This is a genomic window from Agrobacterium larrymoorei (assembly GCF_030819275.1).
In the GTDB taxonomy this organism is placed as follows: domain Bacteria; phylum Pseudomonadota; class Alphaproteobacteria; order Rhizobiales; family Rhizobiaceae; genus Agrobacterium; species Agrobacterium larrymoorei_B.
Genome location: NZ_JAUTBL010000001.1, coordinates 957,382 through 979,306 on the forward strand (window position 1 = coordinate 957,382; position 21,925 = coordinate 979,306).

At 57.8% G+C, this 21,925-nt stretch carries 23 protein-coding genes; 10 read left to right on the top strand and 13 right to left on the bottom strand.

Going from position 1 to position 21,925, the window contains the following annotated elements; genetic code table 11:
- Positions 1-4: 4 nt before the first annotated feature.
- The 9 genes from ribH to QE408_RS04470 form a co-directional block, all read right to left on the bottom strand.
- On the bottom strand, positions 5-451 hold the full coding sequence (gene ribH, locus QE408_RS04430; RefSeq protein ID WP_296013881.1) for a 6,7-dimethyl-8-ribityllumazine synthase: 447 nt from the start codon (positions 449-451) through the stop codon (positions 5-7).
- A gap of 136 nt (positions 452-587) precedes the next feature.
- Positions 588-1,223 carry a LysE family translocator gene (locus QE408_RS04435; RefSeq protein WP_306928866.1) on the bottom strand — a complete coding sequence of 212 codons (636 nt, stop codon included), beginning with the start codon at positions 1,221-1,223 and terminating at the stop codon, positions 588-590.
- A gap of 58 nt (positions 1,224-1,281) precedes the next feature.
- Positions 1,282-1,893 carry a riboflavin synthase gene (locus QE408_RS04440; RefSeq protein WP_306928868.1) on the bottom strand — a complete coding sequence of 204 codons (612 nt, stop codon included), beginning with the start codon at positions 1,891-1,893 and terminating at the stop codon, positions 1,282-1,284.
- On the bottom strand, positions 1,893-2,984 hold the full coding sequence (gene ribD / locus QE408_RS04445; RefSeq protein WP_306928869.1) for a bifunctional diaminohydroxyphosphoribosylaminopyrimidine deaminase/5-amino-6-(5-phosphoribosylamino)uracil reductase RibD: 1,092 nt from the start codon (positions 2,982-2,984) through the stop codon (positions 1,893-1,895). Before ribD ends, QE408_RS04440 begins: the two co-directional genes overlap by 1 nt.
- Positions 2,985-2,988: 4 nt before the next feature.
- Positions 2,989-3,468 (bottom strand): transcriptional regulator NrdR, encoded by a 480-nt coding sequence (nrdR, locus tag QE408_RS04450; RefSeq protein ID WP_062423522.1) that lies wholly within the window; start codon positions 3,466-3,468, stop codon positions 2,989-2,991.
- A gap of 12 nt (positions 3,469-3,480) precedes the next feature.
- Positions 3,481-4,770, bottom strand: coding sequence for a serine hydroxymethyltransferase (gene glyA, locus QE408_RS04455; RefSeq protein ID WP_306928870.1), 1,290 nt, complete (start codon positions 4,768-4,770; stop codon positions 3,481-3,483).
- Between the two features lie 187 nt (positions 4,771-4,957).
- Positions 4,958-6,289, bottom strand: a complete 1,332-nt coding sequence (locus tag QE408_RS04460) for a L,D-transpeptidase family protein (protein ID WP_306928871.1) — start codon at positions 6,287-6,289, stop codon at positions 4,958-4,960.
- Between the two features lie 306 nt (positions 6,290-6,595).
- Positions 6,596-7,105 carry a transcriptional regulator LdtR gene (gene ldtR / locus QE408_RS04465; RefSeq protein ID WP_186330162.1) on the bottom strand — a complete coding sequence of 170 codons (510 nt, stop codon included), beginning with the start codon at positions 7,103-7,105 and terminating at the stop codon, positions 6,596-6,598.
- Positions 7,106-7,338: 233 nt separating this feature from the next.
- Entirely contained in the window at positions 7,339-7,776 is a 438-nt protein-coding gene (locus QE408_RS04470) for a DUF6163 family protein (protein ID WP_306928872.1), read from the bottom strand.
- Between the two features lie 334 nt (positions 7,777-8,110).
- Between QE408_RS04470 and hemB the strand changes: the two genes are divergently transcribed.
- The 5 genes from hemB to QE408_RS04495 all read left to right on the top strand — a co-directional run bounded on the left by hemB (position 8,111) and on the right by QE408_RS04495 (position 11,216).
- The gene (gene hemB / locus QE408_RS04475; protein ID WP_306928874.1) at positions 8,111-9,124 is read left to right on the top strand and encodes a porphobilinogen synthase; all 1,014 of its coding nucleotides are present in this window, start codon (positions 8,111-8,113) and stop codon (positions 9,122-9,124) included.
- A gap of 65 nt (positions 9,125-9,189) precedes the next feature.
- Positions 9,190-9,648 carry an RDD family protein gene (locus QE408_RS04480; RefSeq protein WP_306928875.1) on the top strand — a complete coding sequence of 153 codons (459 nt, stop codon included), beginning with the start codon at positions 9,190-9,192 and terminating at the stop codon, positions 9,646-9,648.
- A gap of 136 nt (positions 9,649-9,784) precedes the next feature.
- Positions 9,785-10,543: an arginyltransferase gene (locus QE408_RS04485; RefSeq protein WP_306928876.1), complete on the top strand. Its 759-nt coding sequence runs from the start codon at positions 9,785-9,787 to the stop codon at positions 10,541-10,543.
- A 59-nt stretch (positions 10,544-10,602) separates the two neighbouring features.
- Complete coding sequence (locus QE408_RS04490) at positions 10,603-10,824, top strand: AbrB/MazE/SpoVT family DNA-binding domain-containing protein (protein WP_306928877.1); 222 nt, start codon at positions 10,603-10,605, stop codon at positions 10,822-10,824.
- Positions 10,821-11,216: a type II toxin-antitoxin system death-on-curing family toxin gene (locus tag QE408_RS04495; RefSeq protein ID WP_306928878.1), complete on the top strand. Its 396-nt coding sequence runs from the start codon at positions 10,821-10,823 to the stop codon at positions 11,214-11,216. The genes QE408_RS04490 and QE408_RS04495 overlap by 4 nt, the downstream gene beginning before the upstream one ends.
- A 44-nt stretch (positions 11,217-11,260) precedes the next feature.
- On the opposite strand, the gene parC is transcribed toward QE408_RS04495, so the two are convergent.
- Positions 11,261-13,516 (bottom strand): DNA topoisomerase IV subunit A, encoded by a 2,256-nt coding sequence (gene parC / locus QE408_RS04500; protein WP_306928880.1) that lies wholly within the window; start codon positions 13,514-13,516, stop codon positions 11,261-11,263.
- 225 nt (positions 13,517-13,741) lie between these two features.
- Between parC and QE408_RS04505 the strand changes: the two genes are divergently transcribed.
- The 3 genes from QE408_RS04505 (at position 13,742) to QE408_RS04515 (ending at position 16,705) form a co-directional block, all read left to right on the top strand.
- Positions 13,742-14,932, top strand: a complete 1,191-nt coding sequence (locus tag QE408_RS04505; protein WP_306928881.1) for a hypothetical protein — start codon at positions 13,742-13,744, stop codon at positions 14,930-14,932.
- Positions 14,933-15,112: 180 nt separating this feature from the next.
- Complete coding sequence (gene pdxY, locus QE408_RS04510; protein WP_373465483.1) at positions 15,113-15,997, top strand: pyridoxal kinase PdxY; 885 nt, start codon at positions 15,113-15,115, stop codon at positions 15,995-15,997.
- Between the two features lie 66 nt (positions 15,998-16,063).
- Entirely contained in the window at positions 16,064-16,705 is a 642-nt protein-coding gene (locus QE408_RS04515; protein WP_306928882.1) for a carbonic anhydrase, read from the top strand.
- Positions 16,706-16,864: 159 nt separating this feature from the next.
- On the opposite strand, the gene QE408_RS04520 is transcribed toward QE408_RS04515, so the two are convergent.
- The 3 genes from QE408_RS04520 to QE408_RS04530 all read right to left on the bottom strand — a co-directional run bounded on the left by QE408_RS04520 (position 16,865) and on the right by QE408_RS04530 (position 19,372).
- Positions 16,865-17,680, bottom strand: coding sequence for a lytic murein transglycosylase (locus QE408_RS04520; RefSeq protein WP_306928883.1), 816 nt, complete (start codon positions 17,678-17,680; stop codon positions 16,865-16,867).
- Positions 17,681-18,049: 369 nt separating this feature from the next.
- Positions 18,050-19,084 carry an aspartate-semialdehyde dehydrogenase gene (locus QE408_RS04525; protein ID WP_306928884.1) on the bottom strand — a complete coding sequence of 345 codons (1,035 nt, stop codon included), beginning with the start codon at positions 19,082-19,084 and terminating at the stop codon, positions 18,050-18,052.
- A 105-nt stretch (positions 19,085-19,189) separates the two neighbouring features.
- A complete protein-coding gene (locus QE408_RS04530) occupies positions 19,190-19,372 on the bottom strand; it encodes a hypothetical protein (RefSeq protein ID WP_306928885.1) in 183 nt (60 codons plus the stop codon).
- 249 nt (positions 19,373-19,621) lie between these two features.
- On the opposite strand from QE408_RS04530, the gene QE408_RS04535 reads away from it, so the two are divergent.
- Positions 19,622-21,154, top strand: coding sequence for a YifB family Mg chelatase-like AAA ATPase (locus QE408_RS04535; RefSeq protein ID WP_306928886.1), 1,533 nt, complete (start codon positions 19,622-19,624; stop codon positions 21,152-21,154).
- Positions 21,155-21,401: 247 nt separating this feature from the next.
- Entirely contained in the window at positions 21,402-21,908 is a 507-nt protein-coding gene (locus QE408_RS04540) for a cupin domain-containing protein (protein ID WP_306928888.1), read from the top strand.
- The last annotated feature ends 17 nt before the right edge of the window (positions 21,909-21,925 follow it).

Here is a 21,925-nt window from a genome sequence, read left to right on the forward strand (position 1 = left end):
GCGATCAACCACCCAGCTTCTTTTTCAATTCGATCATGGTCAGCGCGGCACGAGCGGCAAAACCGCCCTTGTCCTTGTCGGAACGACGAACGCGCGCCCAGGCCTGCTCGTCGTTTTCGACGGTCAGAATGCCGTTGCCGATCGCCAGCGACTCGCTGACCGTCAGATCCATGATGGCGCGCGACGATTCGTTCGCAACGATATCGAAGTGATAGGTCTCACCACGAATGACCATGCCGAGCGCAACGAAGCCATCATATTCCGTGCCGCCATTGTCTGCGCCATCAAGCGCCATGGCGATGGCTGCGGGAATCTCCAGCGCACCTGGAACGGTAATGATGTCATAGGTGGCGCCAGCCTCTTCGAGCGCGAACTTTGCGCCATCGAGCAAGGCATCGGCCATATCGTCATAAAAGCGTGCTTCCACGATGAGAAGATGAGGCTGGGACATGGGAGTTTCCTGAAAATCTGCGCCGGATGATACCGGCTTTTGGCGCGGTCAAACCATGGCTTGCCGCACTTGGCAAGCATTTTTAATGCAATGCTGCCGCGTGCGCCCCGCCGCGACCCCGAATTCTCTGCGCCGATCAGCTTCTCTGCCAGGCGAGATGAAGGCCGAGCCCCACCAAAATCGCGCCGGCTCCGCGCCGGGCCACCGTTTGCGCGAAAGCAGACCGCTTCAACCGTCCGGCCGCAAGCCCCGCAACCAGCACGACGACGAAATCCGCCGAAGTAAAGATGATGTTGACGGCAACGCCGAGGATCAGAAACTGAAGCCATATCGGAAATGCCGCGGCCGGATCGACGAATTGCGGCAGGAAGGCGAGGAAGAAGAGCGCCGTCTTCGGGTTCAACACTTCAACGACAATGCTATCGATGAAAGCCCGCTTTGCGGATTTCCGGGCAATCGTGAAGCTGCCGCTTGTTTCGCCGCTGACCCTGGCTCTGAGCATGGAGAACCCAAGCCAGATAAGATAGCAAGCGCCACCGAACTTCACCGCGAGATAAAGCCACGGCACAGCCTGAAACAGAACGGACAATCCCGCAACCGCGGCAACGATATGAACATAGCAGCCGATGTGAATGCCGAGCACTGCGAGTAGGCCAGCATAACGTCCACGCGCCATGGTCTGTGCGATGGTGTAGAGCATCGCGGGCCCTGGCACATAGGCAAAGAGCGCCGTCGTGATCAGGAATGCCGCAAGCAGTTCATAAGATGCCATTGTGAGCTCCGCAGAGTTTGGCGCTCAAGCGACGCCTTCTCCATTTTTAGGAAGCATCCTACTTTGACGGAAATTCCGCAAGCCGTGCCGCATAGCGGGCCATGGTATCGACTTCGAAATTGACAAAATCACCAGGCTTGCGATCGCCCCAGGTGGTGACGGCCAGTGTGTGGCGGATCAACAGCACATCGAAGTCTGGGCCGTCGACGGCGTTTACCGTCAGCGATGTACCATCCAGCGCCACCGAACCTTTGGGCGCGACGAATTTCGCCAGATGCTCCGGTGCGCGCAGGCGGATGCGTACCGCTTCCCCCTCCGGCTCGACGGACAGAATTTCCGCCTTGCCATCAACGTGACCGGAAACGATATGGCCGCCGAGTTCATCGCCGATCTTGAGAGCCCTCTCAAGATTGACGCGCGTTCCCGTTGCCCAAGCGGAGATGGTGGTGAGGCGAAGTGCCTCTTCCCAGGCTTCCACCTCATACCAGCGCTCGTTGCTGCCCTCTTCCGGCAGCCTCGTCACCGTCAGGCAGACGCCGCCATGGGAAATGGACGCGCCCATATCGATGGTCTTCGGATCGTAGTTGGTCGCCACGCGCAGCCGCACGCCCTCGGCCAGCGGATGAAGCTCGGAAACAGTTCCAACATCGGTGACGATACCGGTAAACATCAAAGCGACCTTTCATAATCGAAACAGCGGTCAGCACCATAGACGGTCTCACCGACCAGGGAATAGGTGTCAGGCATATCGGCGCGTTTGATCGGCGTTTCAATACCGTTGGCACCGATTACGACCGGGCTTTCGAACAGCAGGATGCGATCCACCAAGCCCGCGTCGAGAAAAGCCTTTGCAGCAACCGCCCCGCCTTCGACGAGAAGTTCCGACAGTCCTCGCGCGCCGAGTATGAGCAGCAGATCTTCGAGATTTTTCGCGCTTAGCACTTCAGCACCTGCCGATGCCAGCCGAGCGCGTCTTTCCGCAAGGTCGCGCTCCTCTGCGCCACTGGGCATCTCCACGACGACAAGCGGGACATCGCGAGCGGTCTTCACCAGCTTCGAGTTGGTCGGCAACTCCAACCGTCGGTCGAGCACGAAACGAATGGGCGAATGCTGCTCCATTCCCGATATGCGGACATTGAGTTCGGGATCATCCGCGATCGCGGTGCCGATACCCACGAGAATGCCGTCGCAGCGGGCGCGCAATTCATGCACGGCACGGCGAGATTCTGCTCCGGTAATCGCAACCTGACCGGCACCCTTACGGCCGATCATGCCATCCGCAGAGACCGCAAGTTTCAGGATCACGTGGGGCCGCCTCTTTATCTTGCGCGTGAGATAGGCGGCCAGCGCGCGTTCGCCTTCCCGGCGCAACACACCTGTCTGGACCTCGATCCCCGCATCGCGCAAGACCTGATAGCCCCGGCCCGAGACACGCTCATCGGGATCGTCCACCGCAACGACAACACGGGCGACACCATGATGCGCGAGTGCGTTGGCGCAAGGCGGAGTTTTTCCCCAATGGGCGCAGGGCTCGAGCGTTACATAGGCGGTCGCACCACGCGCCGCTTCACCTGCAAGGTCCAGCGCATTGCGTTCCGCGTGCGGCCTGCCGCCAATCGAGGTGACGGCTTCGGCGACGATCACGCCATCTTTGACGAGAACGCATCCGACGGATGGGTTAGTATCGGTGAAGCCAGTATTCCGACGCGAAACTTCGATGGCGCGCGCCATGAATCTTTCGTCTTCGGCCCGCGGAGCCACTGTATCAGGTCCCGGAATCTGTATCGCGGGCGATCTTGGCGTTGATTTCCGCGATGACGTTTTCGAAATCTTCCGCATGGGAGAAATCACGATAGACCGAGGCGTAGCGCACAAAAGCCACATCATCGAGGCTCTTCAATGCTTCGAGCACCTGCAGGCCGATTTCTTCCGAGGCAATTTCCGTTTCGCCTGAGCTTTCGAGCCGGCGCACGATACCGGACACCGCGCGCTCGATGCGATCGCGGTCGACCGGGCGCTTGCGAAGCGCGATCTCGAAAGATCGCACCAGCTTCTCGCGATCGAATGCCAGCTTGCGGCCGCTCTTCTTGATGACCATCAACTCGCGCAACTGCACGCGTTCATAGGTAGTGAAGCGACCGCCGCAATCCGGGCAGATGCGCCGCCGGCGGATGGAGGTGTTATCCTCCGCCGGACGTGAGTCCTTGACCTGAGTGTCTTCAGAACCGCAGAAAGGGCAGCGCATCCTGTTGCCTTCTTACATGTAGGGATACATCGGGAAGCGATCGGTCAGAGCGACGACCTTCTCGCGTACCGTTGCTTCCACAGAGGCATTGCCTTCATCGGAATTGGCAACCTTCAGACCATCCAGAACTTCGACGATCAGCTTGCCGATCTCACGGAACTCGGCTTCCTTGAAGCCGCGCGTCGTGCCGGCTGGTGTGCCGAGGCGAATACCGGAGGTGACGAAAGGCTTTTCCGGATCGAAAGGAATACCGTTCTTGTTGCAGGTGATATAGGCACGGCCAAGTGCAGCTTCCGCGCGCTTGCCGGTGGCGTTCTTCTTGCGAAGGTCGACCAGCATCAGGTGGTTGTCCGTGCCGCCGGAAACGACATCGACGCCGCCTTCGATGAGCGTTTCGGAGAGAGCCTTGGCGTTCTTGACGATCTGGGCTGCGTAGTCCTTGAATTCCGGCTTCAGCGCTTCACCGAAGGCAACGGCCTTGGCGGCGATGACGTGCATCAGAGGACCGCCCTGGAGGCCCGGGAAAACGGCCGAGTTGAACTTCTTCGCAAGATCTTCGTCATTGGTCAGGATCATGCCGCCACGTGGACCACGCAGAGACTTGTGCGTGGTGGTGGTTGCCACATGCGCATGCGGGAACGGCGCCGGATGCTGGCCACCCGCAACGAGGCCCGCAATGTGCGCCATGTCGACCATGAGGTAGGCACCGACCTCATCGGCGATTTCGCGGAAGCGCTTCCAGTCCCAGACGCGGGAATAGGCCGTACCGCCAGCGAGAATGAGCTTCGGCTTGGTTTCCTTGGCCTTGCGCTCTACTTCGTCCATGTCGAGCAGGTTATCGCCTTCACGAACGCCATAGGACACGACGTTGAACCACTTGCCGGACATGTTGACCGGCGAACCGTGGGTCAAGTGACCTCCCGAGTTCAGGTCGAGGCCCATGAAAGTGTCGCCCGGCTGCAAGAGTGCCAGGAACACGGCCTGGTTCATCTGCGAACCGGAATTCGGTTGAACATTGGCAAAGTTGACGCCGAACAGCTTCTTGGCGCGCTCGATGGCAAGCTCTTCAGCAATATCGACGAACTGGCAGCCGCCATAATAGCGCTTGCCCGGATAGCCTTCGGCATATTTGTTGGTCATGATCGAGCCCTGGGCTTCGAGCACGGCGCGGGACACGATGTTTTCCGAGGCAATCAGCTCGATCTCGTGACGCTGGCGACCCAGCTCCTTCTCGATCGCGCCAAAGATATCCGGATCGATTTCGGCAAGCGGCTTGGAGAAGAAGGCATCTGTGTTCGACATGATGAAGGCTCCTGAAACAGTAATGCGATGGCGTCTTAGCGCCCCACCTGTATAAGAGCAATAAGCGCAGCGAGATTTGACCGTCAAACTGCGACGTCCGGCGTAAAAAATGCAAAATGCGCGACATGAACAAAGAAAAAAGCCGCGCCCCACCGGACGCGGCTTTTCTAGTCTGTCTGAACGGCAATCAGTTGCGCGGCAACAGATCCTCGCCGATGGAGCCGGAAGGCTGCTCCTGCGTGTTCGTCGTGTTCAGCGCCAATTCGGCATTGCCGTCATTGCCGTAGATGTCGTCGCGGAACTGCACGACGCCATCCTTTGCCGACCATGCGGTGACATAGACGAAGTAGACCGGGATTTCGGTTGCGAGCTTGATTGGCGTGTTGACGCGGCTTGCAATAACGCGCTCGATTTCCTGGCGCGACCAGCCGGGCGTGTCGCGCAGCATCCAGGTCGTCAGGTCGCGTACATTCTGCACACGCACGCAGCCGGAGGATTCAAAGCGCATCAGCTTGTTGAACAGGCCCTGCTGAGGCGTGTCATGCATGTATTCGTTGTTCGGGTTGTGGAAGTTGATCTTGGTCGAGGACATGGCGTTGTTTTTGCCAGGGTCCTGACGGAACATCAGGTTTGGCGCCTTAGGGGCAAACCAGTCCACGGTCTGTGGCGACACTTCCTGGCCGCGGCCATCCAGCAGGCGGATGTTGTTGCGCTCCAGATAGGTCGGGTCCTTCTGCATCAGCGGAACGATGTCCTTCTCGACGATCGAGCGCGGCGCGGTCCAGTACGGGTTGAGGATGATCTCGTAGATCTTCGAGTTGATGATGTGCGTCGGGCGGCTGGCGCGACCGACAACAGCCGTATTGCGCAGAACCACGCGGTTGTTTTCCACCGCCTCGATCGAGGCTGCCGGAATGTTCACCATCACGTGGCGCTGGCCGAGGTCGCCCGCCATCGTCTGGATGCGGATGAGGTTGGTCTGCAACTGCGCCATGCGAAGCTGCGCAGAAACGTTCAGCGCCTTCAGCGTATATTCGCCGATCACGCCATCTGCCGGAAGGCCGTGACGCGCCTGGAAGCGCTTGAGCGCACCATCGACGTAGGAATCGAAAGCGCTGGAAATGCCGGCTTCACGCGGAAGATCGCCCGAAATCATCAGACGCTGGCGAAGCGCCTGGACGGAAGGGTCGTTGACGCCGATCTGCAGACGCTGCTGGCTTGGCGGCACTTCCGGCCAGCCACCATTGGAGACGATCTGCTGATACTGCATGATCGCCTGCTGCATATAGGCCGGAGCTTCAGGACCGAGAACGGGATTGTTGGAAACCACGCCAACAGCCGAGCGCGAGGAGTTCGCATCGAACTGATCGTCCCAATTTCCGCGGCGCGACGATCCGATCAGATCGTTGAACGCATCCTGCGCCAGCGCAGGTGCAGCAAGCGCGACAGCGCCGAGCGAAACGGCCGAGCGCAACATGGCGCGGCGAGAGAGCAATTCGGGCACGGATTTCTTAGTCATTCTACCTACCAGCCATTTCGTCAGGCAACCTTATGGATGCCTAGAACAACATGATTAACAAACGTTTTCGGACGCCTGCCGGCAGGAAATACTTCATGCGAAATCAAAACTGACGCATCATGCGATGATAGAAGAGACCGCCGGCTCCCTCGCTTTGGCGGTCCCATACCAATATGGCCAATTCGTGTCACCTTGACACTGCTCACGAAGCTGTGTCACCCGGTCTTTTCGGCGTGACCCGCACAAAAATGCAACAAGCCGGACGCGTTTCCGCATCCGGCTTTGCAAAATTGGGTAGCGCTCTCCTTAGAGGCGATATGCGATGCTGTCGTTCCAGAAGCGATCGAGGCGTTGCAGCAGCTTGTTCATTTCGGCGAATTCGCCGGTGCCGATGCCGCCAACCTTTTCGATCGAGCCAATGTGGCGCTCATAGAGGCGGGCGACGGTTTCGGCAATGTCCTGGCCCTTGTCGGTCAGAGAAATGCGAACCGAGCGGCGGTCGATGCGCGAGCGCTGATGGTTGATGAAGCCGAGGTCGACCAGCTTCTTGACGTTGTAGGACACGTTGGAGCCGAGATAGTAGCCACGCGAGCGAAGCTCGCCGGCGGTCAGTTCGGAGGTGCCGATGTTGAAGAGCAGGAGCGCCTGAACGGCGTTGACGTCATCGCGACCCTGACGGTCGAACTCGTCCTTGATAACATCGAGAAGGCGGCGGTGCAGGCGTTCGACGAGATGGAGAGACTCCATGTAGAGCGAACGGATGGCTTCTTCCTGTACGTCGGTTACAACTGCCTGTGGCTTTGCTTTGCTATTGATCATGACTGCCTCACTGTTTTGTTTGGCGGTGTTGATTTTGTTTCCCGCCTTGTGAGCAAACCTAAGCAATGCGCATAAAATTCTACTTAAAATGCATCATTAACGAGTGGTTACCGGATGTCGTCACCTGTGGACCCAGACGTGATGTGCAGCGGCGCGAAATTGCATGAATAAGATAAATCAAATACTTAGTCGAAAAATTTTGAGAAAATCGGGCCGCAAGAGCTTTATTATTATGGTGAATCAATTCTTACGCGCTCGTCATTTTGGCGCGCATCCAGCCAGAAAGCGACCTGGAATAGTATATAAACAGTTGCCACGATACAGTGCATGACGGGCACAAGCGTGTTGCTGCCGAAGATATTGGGCCACACCTTGTACATGGCGATCTGTGCGCCAGCGCCGATGACCCAGATCACCGCGCCCCAAGAAGCGCCCAACCATAATCCCAGCGCTGCAACCGGAAAGACGACCGCCAAGCCGGTGCCGGCAACGCGCCAGGGAAGATTGAGCATATCGAAGCGGGCATGGCCGCTCAGCGTGTAACCCGTCAGCATGGCCCAGTACTGCAGCCCGAACCAGAAACAGGACGCTGCCACCAGTCTGAGAAAGACATAGTACAGGATTTCCGTCAGAGGCAGCTTCGGTTGCGGTGGAGAATCAGGTTCCATGGGGCGAAGATACGTTTCTGGCGTGGCTCCTGCCAATGGATAATTGCGAGAGGTCACAGCCCTCTTGAGCGACAGCTACCGCCGGGCTCCTTTTATGGTGCTCAAACGCCAGGGCACCGCGCGCTGTCCGCGTCGAAGGCGCAAAGGATTTTCGAACTGGCTGTGGGTCAGAGCGTCGCATTCGCATCATGCTTGCCTTATGTTATGCGATCATCACACTCTGGCGTCCTATCGAAGCCGCGTTTACCCGTAGCTTCCAACATTCAGACGGAAACACCATAAGAGAGCATGGGTGATGGACCAGTGCCATCGGACAGGCTCTGAAGGAAAAGACATGACCGACAAGACTCATCTGGTAGATCACATTACCGGCCACCGACGCATGCGGCGCATCCGCAAAGCCGACTGGACGCGCAGGCTCGTGCGCGAAAACCAGTTGACGGTTGATGATCTGATATGGCCGGTCTTCGTCGTCCCCGGTACGAATATCGTCGATCCCATCCCATCGATGCCCGGCGTCAATCGCATGAGCGTCGACAAGCTGGTCGAAGCAGCCAGGGAAGCTGCCGATCTCGGCATTCCCGCCATCGCGACATTCCCCAATATTGAGATGGAACTGCGAGATGAGACGGGATCCCAGGTGCTGGAAGCCAACAACCTGATCAACCAGGCGACGGCGGCGATCAAGAAGGCGGTCCCCAATATTGGTGTGATCACCGATGTGGCGCTCGACCCCTTTACCAGCCACGGGCATGACGGGATCCTGCGTGGCGACGATATCGTCAATGACGAAACGGTCGATCAGGTGGTGAGAGCTGCCGTGATGCAGGCGGATGCGGGCGCGGACATCATCGCCCCTTCCGAAATGATGGACGGCCGGATCGGCGCGATCCGCCGCGGGCTCGATGCGGCGGGCCACCAGGGCGTCGGCATCATGGCCTATGCGACAAAATTCTCCTCTGGTTTCTACGGACCCTACCGCGAGGCAATTTCCACCAGCGGCCTACTGAAGGGCGACAAGAACAGCTATTATATCAGTCCTGCCAATGGCACCGAGGCAATGCGGGATGCCGCTCTCGACGTTGAAGAAGGCGCCGACATGCTGATGGTGAAACCAGGCCTTCCCTATCTCGACATCTGTTGGCGGCTGAAGGATGCTTTCGGTCTTCCGACCTTCGCCTATCAGGTCTCCGGCGAGTATGCACAGATCAAGGCGGCTGCTATGAATGGCTGGATCGATGGCGACCGGGTGATGATGGAGACCTTGCTCTGCTTCAAGCGGGCGGGGTGCGATGGCATCCTGACTTATTTCGCCGTCGAGGTGGCGAAAAAGCTCGCAAAGGGCTGAGCGAGGCAGTCATTGTATTTGCGGTGGTCCACACCATATCTTTTCTCGAAAAGGAGAAACCGCCAATGAGCTTCAACCCGAACCCGACCTACGTTCCGACCGAAGACTGGCGCGCCTATGAAGGCGTGCTGAGCCGTCGTGTCGTGGCGTTCATCATCGACTATGTGATGGTGCTTCTGCTGTGCATTCCGGCAGCCGTGATCGTGTTCTTTCTCGGCATCCTGACGCTCGGCTTTGGCTTCATGCTCTTCCCTGCGCTGTTCTTCATCGTCGCCATCCTTTATTTCGGCATGACGCTCGGAAGCGCGGCGCAAGCCACACCCGGCATGCGCGTGGTCGGCATTCAAATGGCGCGCCTCGATGGTGGCCGAATCGACTTCCTGATTTCGACCGCTCATATCGCGCTCTTCTGGATTATCAATTCGATCCTGACGCCGTTCATCCTGCTGGCAGGTCTGTTCACCGAGCGCTCCAGACTGGTCCACGACTTCCTTCTGGGAACAGTGACGATCAGAACCCGGTAAAAATTCAGAGCAAAAAGCGATGAAGCCGCTCCGGCGGCTTCAATTTTATTGACAGGTCTCTTCGAGAGTTGACGTTTCCCACCTTTTTGTCATTCTGACACAGAAGGTTGGCTTGCGAAGGGAGCGATTGGGTTCGATGAACACGCAGACGACGCCTTCGCCGCAATTCTATCTCACCGCGCCGGCCACTTGCCCCTATCTTCCGAACCAGTTGGAACGGAAGGTTTTCACGCATCTGGTGGGTCCTCGTGCGCCCGAGATGAACGATCTGCTGACCCAGGGCGGGTTTCGTCGCTCTCAAAACATCGCCTATCGCCCTGCTTGCGAGAATTGCCGCGCCTGCGTCTCCGTCAGGATCCTGGCCGATGGCTTCATGCCGACGAAGTCGATGCGGCGTGTACTGGCGACCAATAGTGATCTCGTGGCGACGGTCCACCGGGCCGAACCATCCACCGAGCAATTCTCGCTCTTTCGCCGCTACCTCGATCATCGCCATACATCAGGCGGCATGTCGGATATGTCGGCACTCGATTACGCGGTGATGGTAGAAGACACCCATGTCAACACGCGCATCATCGAGTACCGAAAGCGAGAACCGGGTGCGGGTATCGATGACAGCAAGCGCGGAGAACTGATCGCCGTTGCGCTCACAGACCTGATGAGCGATGGCCTCTCCATGGTCTATTCCTTCTTCAATCCTGAACTTGAGAAGCGCTCGTTGGGCACCTTTATGATCCTGGATCATATTACCCGCACTCGCACGCTTGGACTGCCCCACGTCTACCTAGGCTACTGGGTCGATGGCTCGGACAAGATGGGATACAAGACGCGTTATCATCCCCAAGAGCATCTGACGCCGCGCGGATGGGAATTGTACACTCCAGACGCAAGCTAACCTGACATTGCCGTATCTCTTCCGCCATGTTATAACGACGTTATAACGGAGAGTTTGAGATGAATGTGACGGTTCGCAAGATTGGCAATTCGGAAGGTATCATCATTCCGAAAGAGGTTCTGGAAAGCCTCGGAGTAAAGGCAGGCGACGCTATCAGCCTCGAGAAAAAAGAAGGCGAATGGCACATCCGGCCAGCAGACGAGGCCTTTACGCGGCAGTTGGAGCATGCGCGGGTCTTCATGGATAAATATAAGGTTGCTTTGAAGAAGCTGGCAGAATGACAGATTTCGTTTTTCTGGATAGCAAGCTTGTTGAGCAACTGCATCAAATGCAGATCGAGCATTTCGGCGGGAGCCACGGCCTGCGGGATAACGCTTTGCTCGATTCCGCGCTTAACAGGCCCATCAACAAAGCTGCTTACGGATGCAACGACGTATGCGAACTTGCCGCGGCTTACCTGTTTGGCCTCGCGAGGAACCATGCCTTCGTAGATGGCAATAAGAGGATCGCCATTGTGACGACCGGTGTTTTCCTGATGGAAAACGGCCTTATGCTAGAAACGGATGACGCCAAGCTCTATGCGTTTGTCATGGCTGTGGCGGCCGGCGAAATTGACGAAGAAGGGATAACCCGCTTCCTCAAAGACCACGTTATCCCTCTGACAAATATCTGATGACATATGCCGTCGCAAAACCGCACGCGGATTTGCGACGCACTTTAGCCGCCGAACTTGCCACTGCGCGGAAAGCCTTTCGGAACGCTGCGGCCGACACCGGCGCGATCACCCATCCATTCAAGCAGTTCGTCTCCGACCTTCGAGAAGGAGCGCCCGGCGCTGTCTTCCCATGAAAGACCGGTCGCGATTGCAAAGCATTTCACGTCGGAGACGCCGCCATCCTTGTAGCGCTGCAGGCGTACGCCCTTGCCGCGCGACATTTCCGGCACTTGCGATAGCGGGAAGGCGAGCATCTTGCGGTTCTCGCCCACGACAGCAACATGATCGCCGATGACGGGCACCACGAGCTTGGTTTCATCCGGCATGGAGACGTTCATGATCTGCTTGCCCTTGCGGGTATTGGCGACCATTTCCGTTTCAGGAATGATGAAGCCATTGCCGCCGGTCGAGACGATCAGGAGCTTGCGGGATGAGTCGTGGACGAAGGCGGTGAGGATGTCCTGATCGTTCTCCATATCCACCATGATGCGCACCGGCTCGCCGTGACCGCGACCGCCGGGCAGCTTGTCGGCGCCGAGCGTATAGACCTTGCCGCCCGTGGTGACCAGAAGCAGCTTGTCGGTGGTCTGCGCCGGGAAGGCGAGCTTCGGCCCGTCGCCTTCCTTGAAGGTGAGGCTGGACGTATCCGACATATGGCCCTTCAAGGCCCTGATCCAGCCCTTCTGCGAGATGACGACCGTGATCGGTTCCTTCTCGATCATCGCCTGCTGGATGGCCTCGACATCGGCATTCGGCGCATCGGCAAACTGCGTGCGGCGGCGGCCAAGTTCGGTTGCCTTGGCGTATTTCTTCTTGACCTCACCGATCTCCCAGGAAACCGCCTGCCACTGCTTGTCGTCGGATGCCAGGAGAGATTCGATCTCGCCCTTTTCCTTGCTGAGCTCGTCGAATTCCGTACGGATCTCAAACTCTTCCAGCTTGCGCAGCGAGCGAAGGCGCATGTTGAGAATGGCTTCGGCCTGGTTATCCGTCAGCCCGAACCGCGCCATCATCACCGGCTTGGGCTCGTCCTCTTCGCGGATGATGCGGATGATCTCATCGATGTTGAGATAGGCGATCAACAGGCCGCCAAGGATTTCCAGGCGACGGTCGATGGCCGCCAGGCGGAACTTGGAGCGGCGAACAAGGACTTCCTTGCGGTGCGCCAGCCACTCGGTCAGCACCTCGTTCAGCGCCATCACCTTCGGCACCCGGCCAAGCGACAGCACGTTCATATTCAGAGGAATACGGCTTTCCAGATCCGACAGGCGGAAGAGCGATTCCATCAGCAGCGTCGCGTCCACCGTGCGGTTCTTCGGCACCAGAACGATGCGAACGTCTTCGGCGGATTCGTCGCGGACGTCTTCCAGAAGCGGCAGCTTGCGGGCAAGCAGCAGCTCGGCGATCTTTTCGATCAGCCGCGACTTCTGGACCTGGAACGGAATTTCGGTGACGACGATCTGGTAACCGCCACGGCCGAGATCTTCCGTTTCCCATTTGGCGCGAACGCGAAAACCGCCGCGGCCGGTCCTGTAGGCCTCGAGAATATTCTCGCGGCTTTCGATGATGATCCCGCCCGTCGGCAAATCCGGACCAGGAATGAATTCCAACAGCTTCTCGACACTCGCATCCGGATGCTTGATCAGATGAAGAGCCGCATCACAGATTTCATGGGCATTGTGCGGCGGGATGGACGTTGCCATACCAACCGCGATGCCGGAGGACCCATTGGCCAGAAGGTTCGGAAACGCACCGGGCATAACCACCGGCTCTTCGTCTTCCTCGTTATAAGTCGGGCGAAAATCGACCGCGTCCTGCTCGATGCCTTCCAGAAGCAGAGCCGCGACATCGGTCATACGCGCTTCGGTGTAACGCATGGCGGCTGCGCCATCGCCGTCGATGTTGCCAAAATTGCCCTGGCCATCGACCAGCGGGTAGCGAATGGCAAAATCCTGCGAAAGTCGCACGAGGGCATCGTAGATCGAGGCATCACCATGCGGGTGGAATTTACCCATGACATCGCCGACGATACGGGCGCATTTCTTGAACGCGGAATTGGGACGAATACCCATCTCGCTCATGGCATGCACGATGCGTCGATGTACCGGTTTCAACCCGTCACGAACGTCCGGAAGAGCGCGGTGCATGATGGTCGATAGCGCATAGGCCAGATAGCGCTCTTCGAGCGCCGCCTTCAGATCGACCGGCACAATATGATCGTCGTCTCCGCCCGATGGCGGATTAAGATTTTTTCCCATGGCGACTGCCTATCGGAAATAGGCGGTTACGGCAAGAAATCCGGGCTTTCTGCGCTGTGGATGACAGGCGTTAAGCCTATATTTTTATGCAATCTTGTTTTTGTGCCGCAATTCAGCCATTCGTTGCACAGTACCACGTCGGTCAATCGCGCTTGTGCTGCATATGTGGACGCGTGATGTGCCTATTCTTGTTGCGGATGTTCGCGCCTTAAGGGAAGAGACAGAATGAGACTTGAAACCACACGGAATTTCCTGTTTGCCAGCGCAGCCGTACTGGCATTTGCCTCTCCGGCTTTTGCCCTGGATGGCGCCGATGTGCTGAAGAAAATCAATGCTGCCTACCACGCGCAAGGCGCGGAAATCACCGCCAAGTCCATCGCCACCAACGGCGACAATGTCACCCTGTCGGGTGTCGTCATCGGCAGCGCAACCGACCCGGCACAGCAGTTTCCCGTTGGCAACGTTACTCTCGAAGGTGTCGAAGAAGACAATGGCGGTTACACCATTGAGAAGATGAGTTTCGAGAACGTCGACTACGCCAAGGAAAAGGTGTCGATCGCCATCGACGATCTTTACATGACCGGCGTCGTGGTTCCAGCCGATGCAACGGCAAATACAGTCGATGCCATACTGTTTTACGACGAGGCACACACAGGCCCAGCCACGGTCAAGATCGATGGTAAGGAAGCGTTCTCCATCGCCGAGAGCAATTCCACGATGACCAAGAGCGAAGATGGCGGCACCATCAGCTTCGATCTTACGGCAGAGGGCTTCAAAGGCGATCTGAGCGGCGTCAAGGATCCGAAGACGAAAGAGGCGATCGACGCGCTTAAGCTGAAATCTCTGAGCGGCGACCTCACGATCAATGGCTCTTGGGAAGTTGCACCCGGCACGATCAATGTCGACGAATACTCGATCGACGTCGAGAATGTCGGTCGCCTGGACATGAGCTTCAGCATCTCCGGCTATACAATGGCTTTCATCAAGTCGATGCAGGATGCCGTCAAGGCGCAGGAAGCCAACCCCAACAAGGAACAGGCAGATCAGGCCTTCGGCCTTGCCATACTTGGTCTCATGCAGCAACTGACCTTCAACAATGCCAAGATCAGTTTCGATGATGCCGGCATTACCAAGCGCGGTATCGATTACGCCGCCAAGGAGCAGGGAACAACGAGCCAGCAGCTCTCCCAGATGATCAAGGGCATGGCGCCTATGATGATCGCACAACTCAACATTCCGGAACTGCAGAACGCTGTATCCGCCGCTGTGAACACCTATGTCGACGATCCGAAGAACTTCACGATTTCGGCAGCGCCGGCGAAGCCGGTTCCTTTCCCCATGATCATGGGCGCAGCAATGGGGGCACCGAACACGATCCCGAGCGTTCTGGGCGTCACCGTCACCGCCAACGAATAGTCTCTTCGACAAGCCCCGGATCAATCGTCCGGGGCTTTTTTCTGCCAAGCAGGCTGGCAAGCGAGACCTTGGCACGTCCTGATCTTGCGCCCCTGTGCCGCTCCCTCTAAAACCCTAAAAACTTTTAGACTTCTGCTTAAGGTGGGAGGCGGTATGCCTCTCCAATCCTTCGAAGATGGAATGACATTCGTGCAAGACAATATCAGCGGCTCCGTCATCGTCATTTCCAGCCATGTCATGCGCGGCTCTGTGGGCAATCGAGCGGCTGTGTTCGGTCTGGAGACACTTGGCTTTCCGGTTTGGGCGGTGCCCACCATCGTCATGCCATGGCATCCAGGCCAAGGACCCTCCACCCGTCTGCGATTTGACGGTGAGGCCTTCGACGCGGCCATGGGCGATCTGGCGGCATCGAAATGGCGTGGAGAAGTCAAAGCGGTCCTCACCGGATATTTCGGCAGCGCCGATCAGGTGCGTTCGGTCGCCCGTCTGATCCGAACGCTGAGAGAGAACAACCCTGATCTGATCTATGTGTGCGATCCCGTCATGGGCGACAAGGGCGGGCTCTATGTGCCGATCGAGACGGCCGAGGCGATCCGCGACGAACTCGTGCCGCTTGCAACCGTCTCCACACCCAACCGCTACGAGCTGGCCTGGATGAGCGGTGCTGCGCTCGACACCAATTCCGAAATCATGGATGCGGCCCTTGCGCTCGGCCCGCCAAAAATGCTCGTCACCTCCGCCGTTCCGATGATGGCAAATGGTATCGGCAATCTCTTCCTCAGCGGCCGCCACGCGCTGCTTGCGGAACATCGTGCCATCGATAACGTGCCGAACGGGCTTGGCGACCTTCTTGCTGCAGTCTTTTTGGCGCGTATGCTTCAGGGCGTGGATGACGAAAAAGCGCTGCAACTGGCAACCGCCAGCGTCTTTGAAATTCTGGCCCGCACCATGAAGCGTGGCGCCAACGAACTGACGCTTGAAACCGATGCGTCGAGCCTTTCCACACCCATGGCGATGGTTCAGATGCGCCATCTCTTGCATCCTGCCCGCAGCAAGGGCAAATAGCGGGCAAGTTTCATGCGCCTTATGAGAAGGCGTTTCCGGTAGCGACCAACGGCACGGCGAGATCGAATGAAAGATTTTCCAGATTATCTTCTGAACGGCTACAAGAACTTCATGAGCGGCCGTTATGCCGATGAGCGCGACCGATACCGCACTCTTGCCGATAGCGGCCAGAAGCCTCAGACATTGTTCATTGCCTGTTGCGACTCCCGCTCGGCACCCGAAACGATCTTCGATTGCGGACCGGGCGAGCTTTTCGTCATGCGGAATGTGGCGAACATGGTGCCGCCTTTCGAACCGGACGGACAATATCACGCAACATCTGCCGCCATCGAATATGCAGTGCAGGTTCTGAAGGTGAAGGACATCGTCGTCATGGGCCACGGCCGCTGCGGCGGCATTCAGGCGGCCCTTGATCCGAATTTCGAGTCGCTTTCGCCTGGCGATTTCATCGGCAAATGGATGAACCTCGTCAAATCCGCCGCCGAGCAAATCCAGAGCAATGACGTGATGACCTCGGGCGAGCGTCAGACAGCGCTCGAACGTGTCTCAATCCGCAACTCCATCCACAATCTGCGAGGTTTCCCCTTCGTCAAGGCGCAGGAGACCGCAGGCAAGGTAAAGCTGCACGGCGCCTGGTTCGACATCTCGACGGGTGAATTGTGGGTGATGGACAGTAAGACCGGCGATTTCCGCAGACCGGAAGTGTGATCCCCCGCTACAGCATCGGCCCGAAAATCGGTCTCGATTTTCGGAAGGCACGATGCGCAGATTCAAAAAAGGTAAAGCGCCGTGCGTCCAACAGGACGCACGGCGCTTTAAGCCGAAGATCGGGTTACATCTCACCCGTTTTATGAACGGCGAGACATATTATTGGCCGTCAATGGCCTTGCCGATGTAAGCGATCGCCTGCTGATAAACAGTCGCCGCATTCCAGCCCTGGATCCCCGCGAAGCTCGGCTGACCAGGCTGATAGCCTGCGCCACGCTGCCAGCCATGGCCGGCAAGGAAATTCGCTGTCGAAGCCAGCGCGTCGGCGCGTGAGCCGACGAGATCGATGCGGCCATCGCGGTCGAAGTCCACACCGTAGCGCACAACGTTCAACGGCAGGAACTGGGTCTGGCCGATTTCGCCATGGGCTGCGCCCTTGGCGTTGACGTTGAGCGAACCATTGCCCACCAGCTTCAACGCTGCGTAAAGCTGCTCGGTGAAATAGTCGGAACGGCGGCAATCATAAGACAGCGTTGCAACGGCAGAGAGCGTGTGCTGATTGCCCATGAAGTTGCCGAAACCGGTTTCCATGCCCCAGATCGCCAGAAGCGGGCCGGCCGGAACGCCGTAAGCGCGCTCGATATTGGCAAACAGCGCCGCATTGTTCTTCTTCATTGCCTTGCCGCGCGAAATGATGGCCTGACCACCACGCTTTTGCATGAACTGATCGAAGGAGAGCTTGAAGCTGTGCTGGCCGCGGTCAGCGCGGATCGTTGCCTGGTTGTAGGTGACGTTGGAGAAAGCGCGATCAAGCACGGCCTGGCTGACGCCGCGGCCTGCCGCTTCCTGCTTGAAGGATTGCACCCAGTTGCCAAAACCAGCCGAGGTATTACCGCATTGCGCCGCCTGCAGCGGCGTTGCCGCCAGCATTGCAACTACCGTCGCACCAAGGGAAAAAGCCGTTATTGCCCGCATCCGTATCTGCCTTTGATAAAGTGAGGGACAGTCCCTCGCCATGTTCGTCTTTCTAATGGTTCGAATTTGACTTTTGATCCTTGAGATCCCCACACATGGGCATCAAATGTCGAATTCATTCCACTAGAGCGCCGTGCGTCTTTTCGGACGCACTAAGGACGCTCTGTCTCTTTCAACCTACGCATCGTGCTTATCCGAAAATCGGTTCCGATTTTCGGGCCTATGCTGTAGCGAGATTGAAGGGGCACAAATTGCCGATCGTCTTCATAACCAGCAAATGAACTGGCTGTGATAGGCACGAAAATCGAAAACCCGTCCATTCTCGAAAGTAACGGACGGGTTATAGTTAATAGTTATTAAAAAACCGTATCAAGCTGCCGCTTTGCGCGGCTTGATAAGACCGCGATTGATGAGCAGTTCGGCAATCTGGACGGCATTCAGTGCCGCACCCTTGCGCAGGTTGTCGGAAACCACCCAGATGTTGAGACCGTTTTCGACCGTTGCGTCCTCACGGATGCGCGAAATATAGGTCGCATCTTCGCCTGCGCATTCGACCGGCGTGATGTAGCCGCCGTTTTCGTGCTTGTCGATGACGAGGCAACCGGGTGCTTCACGCAGGATATCGCGCGCCTGATCGGCGGTGATTTCGTTTTCGAACTCGATATTGACCGACTCCGAGTGGCCGATGAAGACGGGAACGCGCACAGCGGTGCAGGTCACCTTGATCTTCGGATCCAGCATCTTCTTCGTTTCTGCCAGAACCTTCCACTCTTCCTTGGTGTAACCGTCTTCCATAAAGACATCGATATGCGGAATGACGTTGAAGGCGATGCGCTTGGTGAACTTCTTGGTTTCAACCGGGTCAGCCACGAAGACGGCGCGGGTCTGTTGGAACAGCTCGTCCATGCCTTCCTTGCCAGCACCTGAGACGGACTGGTAGGTGGAGACGACAACGCGCTTGATCTTGGCGGCATCGTGCAGCGGCTTCAAAGCGACAACGAGCTGCGCCGTAGAGCAATTCGGGTTGGCAATGATGTTCTTCTTGGTGAAGCCTTCGACAGCATCGGCGTTGACTTCCGGCACGATGAGCGGAACGTCCTGATCATAGCGCCATGCAGACGAGTTATCGATGACAACACAACCCTGCGCACCAATCTTCGGAGACCACTTCTTGGAGACATCGCCACCGGCCGACATCAGGCAGATATCGGTATCGGAGAAGTCGTAATTCTCGAGATTGGAAACCTTCAGCGTGCGGTCGCCATAGGACACTTCCGTGCCCTGGCTGCGCGCCGAGGCCAGAGGAACGACCTCATCCGCGGGGAAACCACGTTCCGCCAGGATGTTCAGCATTTCGCGTCCGACATTGCCGGTGGCGCCTGCGATTGCAACTTTGAAACCCATGATCAAGCTCTCTTTCTGCCTCTCCTCTTTTTGGTGAGGGGGAGCCGCGAAACTGCGGCTTCCTTTCCCCGGCCAAACCGGGGAGAGAGCGGCGGGCCAGAGACGTCAGACGGTTTTAATCGTCGTTTTGGCCGTAATTCGGATGGAACCAGAAAGGCGCGCAGGATCGCCGGCTGAACCCGCCGGGCTTTGCATGACAATCATGTGCTGGACATGCCGCATGAACAGTGCGCTCCTTTTCGTGCAGAAGCTATTAGGAGCTTTGTCTTTTCTGTCAAGCGCAAACATGCGCTCTTTCTGGCAGGTGCCATGTCTTTTCGAACAAGTGTCAACCTTGCCGCAACGCGAAACCGGAATGGCTATCCTCGTGCCCACGCCTGTCGCCCTCCGCAGCGCACATCGATCCCTAAGACCCTTACGCGCCCTCAGCGCTGAATCTCGTCCGCATGTTCTTGTTTTATTCTCCCCCCTATGCCAAGTTGTCCCTGCGATCTGAGAGAGCCGTGCGGACGGCGATTACGGCTGTGGGGGCCTTTGATGGTAGCGCGCGTCAATACTATTGCGTTTCAAGGCATAGAGGGTGTGCCGGTCGAGGTTCAGGTGATGGTCGCACCTGGCAAGGTCGGCATGCAGATCGTTGGCCTGCCTGATAAGGCCGTCGCTGAAAGCCGCGAGCGGGTACAGGCCGCGTTGCATGCCTCCGGTCTTGCGATGCCCGCCAAAAAGGTCACGGTCAATCTCGCTCCCGCTGATCTTCCCAAGGAAGGCTCGCACTTCGATCTTCCCATCGCGCTCGGCCTCATGGCTGCACTCGGCGCCATTCCCGCCGAAGCGCTGACCCGCTTCGTCGTTTTCGGCGAACTCAATCTGGATGGCACGATCGGCGCTGTGGCCGGTGCTCTTCCGGCAGCTATTGCCGCAAACGCCCAAGACAAGGGCCTGATCTGCCCAGCCGATAGCGGCCCTGAAGCCGCCTGGGCAGGTGCCGAAATCGACATCCTCGCGCCGCGCAGCCTGATTGCCATCGCCAACCATTTTCGCGGCACGCAGCTTCTGTCGAGACCGATTCCGGCCATTCGCGCCAATCCTGATAATCTTCCGGATCTCGCGGACATCAAGGGACAGGAGAGCGCAAAGCGGGCGCTGGAAGTCGCTGCGGCCGGTGGACATAATCTCTTGATGGTCGGCCCGCCTGGCTCCGGCAAATCAATGCTGGCCTCCCGCCTGCCTTCTATCTTGCCACCCCTCTCTGCCTCGGAACTGCTCGAAGTGTCGATGGTGCATTCGATCGCGGGACAGCTTTCCGGCGGCAAACTCTCTGATCGACGCCCGTTCAGAACCCCGCACCACTCGGCAACGATGGCTGCCCTTGTCGGCGGCGGCTTACGCGCCAAGCCGGGAGAAGCCTCGCTCGCCCATCATGGCGTTCTGTTTCTCGACGAGTTTCCGGAATTCTCGCCGCAGGTGCTGGACGCGCTGCGCCAACCGCTTGAGACCGGCGAATGCATCATCGCGCGCGCCAATCATCGCGTCAGCTATCCCGCCGAAATCCAGCTGGTGGCCGCCATGAACCCCTGCAAATGCGGCATGGCCGGTGAACCGGGCTTTACCTGTGCACGCGGTCCAAGATGCGTTTCAGATTACCAATCCCGCATCTCCGGTCCGTTGATGGATCGCATCGATATCCGCATAGAGGTCCCTGCTGTCTCTGCTGCAGACCTGATCCGCCCGATGGCAGCGGAAGCCAGCGCCGACGTCGCCCGCCGCGTTGCGCGTGCCCGCCAGATGCAGGAAGAACGCTTTGCAGCGGCCGGCTTCCAAGGCATCCGCACCAATGCACGTTGCACCACGGCACTCATCGAAAAATGCGCTGAACCGGACGCTGCCGGCCTCCAACTTTTGCGCGACGCCGCCGAAAAACTGAAATTCTCGGCCAGAGGCTATCACCGCATCCTGAAGGTTGCGAGAACGCTCGCCGACCTGGATGACAAACCGATCGTTGGGCGCCTTCATCTCGCGGAAGCGATTTCCTATCGCATCGCGGGTGAGCGGCTTTCAGCAGCGGCTTAACGCCTCTTAGATGATGCTTTAAAAGTATTAATTGAATTTATTGGCGCAAGTCATGAGCTTATATCAGAGGATATTTATATTCCAGACGAATCTCTGCGTGAACGCATCTAGTATAAGCGTTCGCTTGAAGCATTTCTTCTTGTTCCCCTAACTTAAGGGATGAAGATAGTTTAAATCCAATATAATTTTTGAAGATTTTTCTCACCTGCCCTTGCTACAATCTCCGCAAGCAAGGTGGGGACCGACGATGGTTGTTAAGATGATGATTGCGACCGCTATTGCGATAGCGTCGCGGACAGTGCCGCTCATGCCGATTTCGATGGGGCGGACACGGACCCGGCCGGTGGTTTCGGCTGCATCCGGGCGGATGGAGATGACGGCGGCCCCCATCAATCCGGAGTGGATTATCGCCGGTGATCCACAGGCGCGCATGGCGGATCACTCCCGTAGTGGCGACCGCGCTGCCTACACGGCGCTATGGGACTGCACGGCGGGCACATTCCGTTGGTTCTTCATGTGGGATGAGACCGTTCATATCATAGAGGGCGACGTGCATGTGACGGCGGCCGATGGCTCCCTGCATCATCTTTATGCCGGCGATGTCGCCTACTTCAAGGCTGGCACCTGGGCGACGTGGCGCGTGGACAATTATGTTCGCAAGGTCGCTTTTCTGCGCAGGCCTTTCCCAACGGCGCTGGCGCTTGCCTATAGGGTCAAGAACCGGATTCTTCCGGCAAAAACGCCGTCGCTCTAAAGTGTATCGCTGTCTTT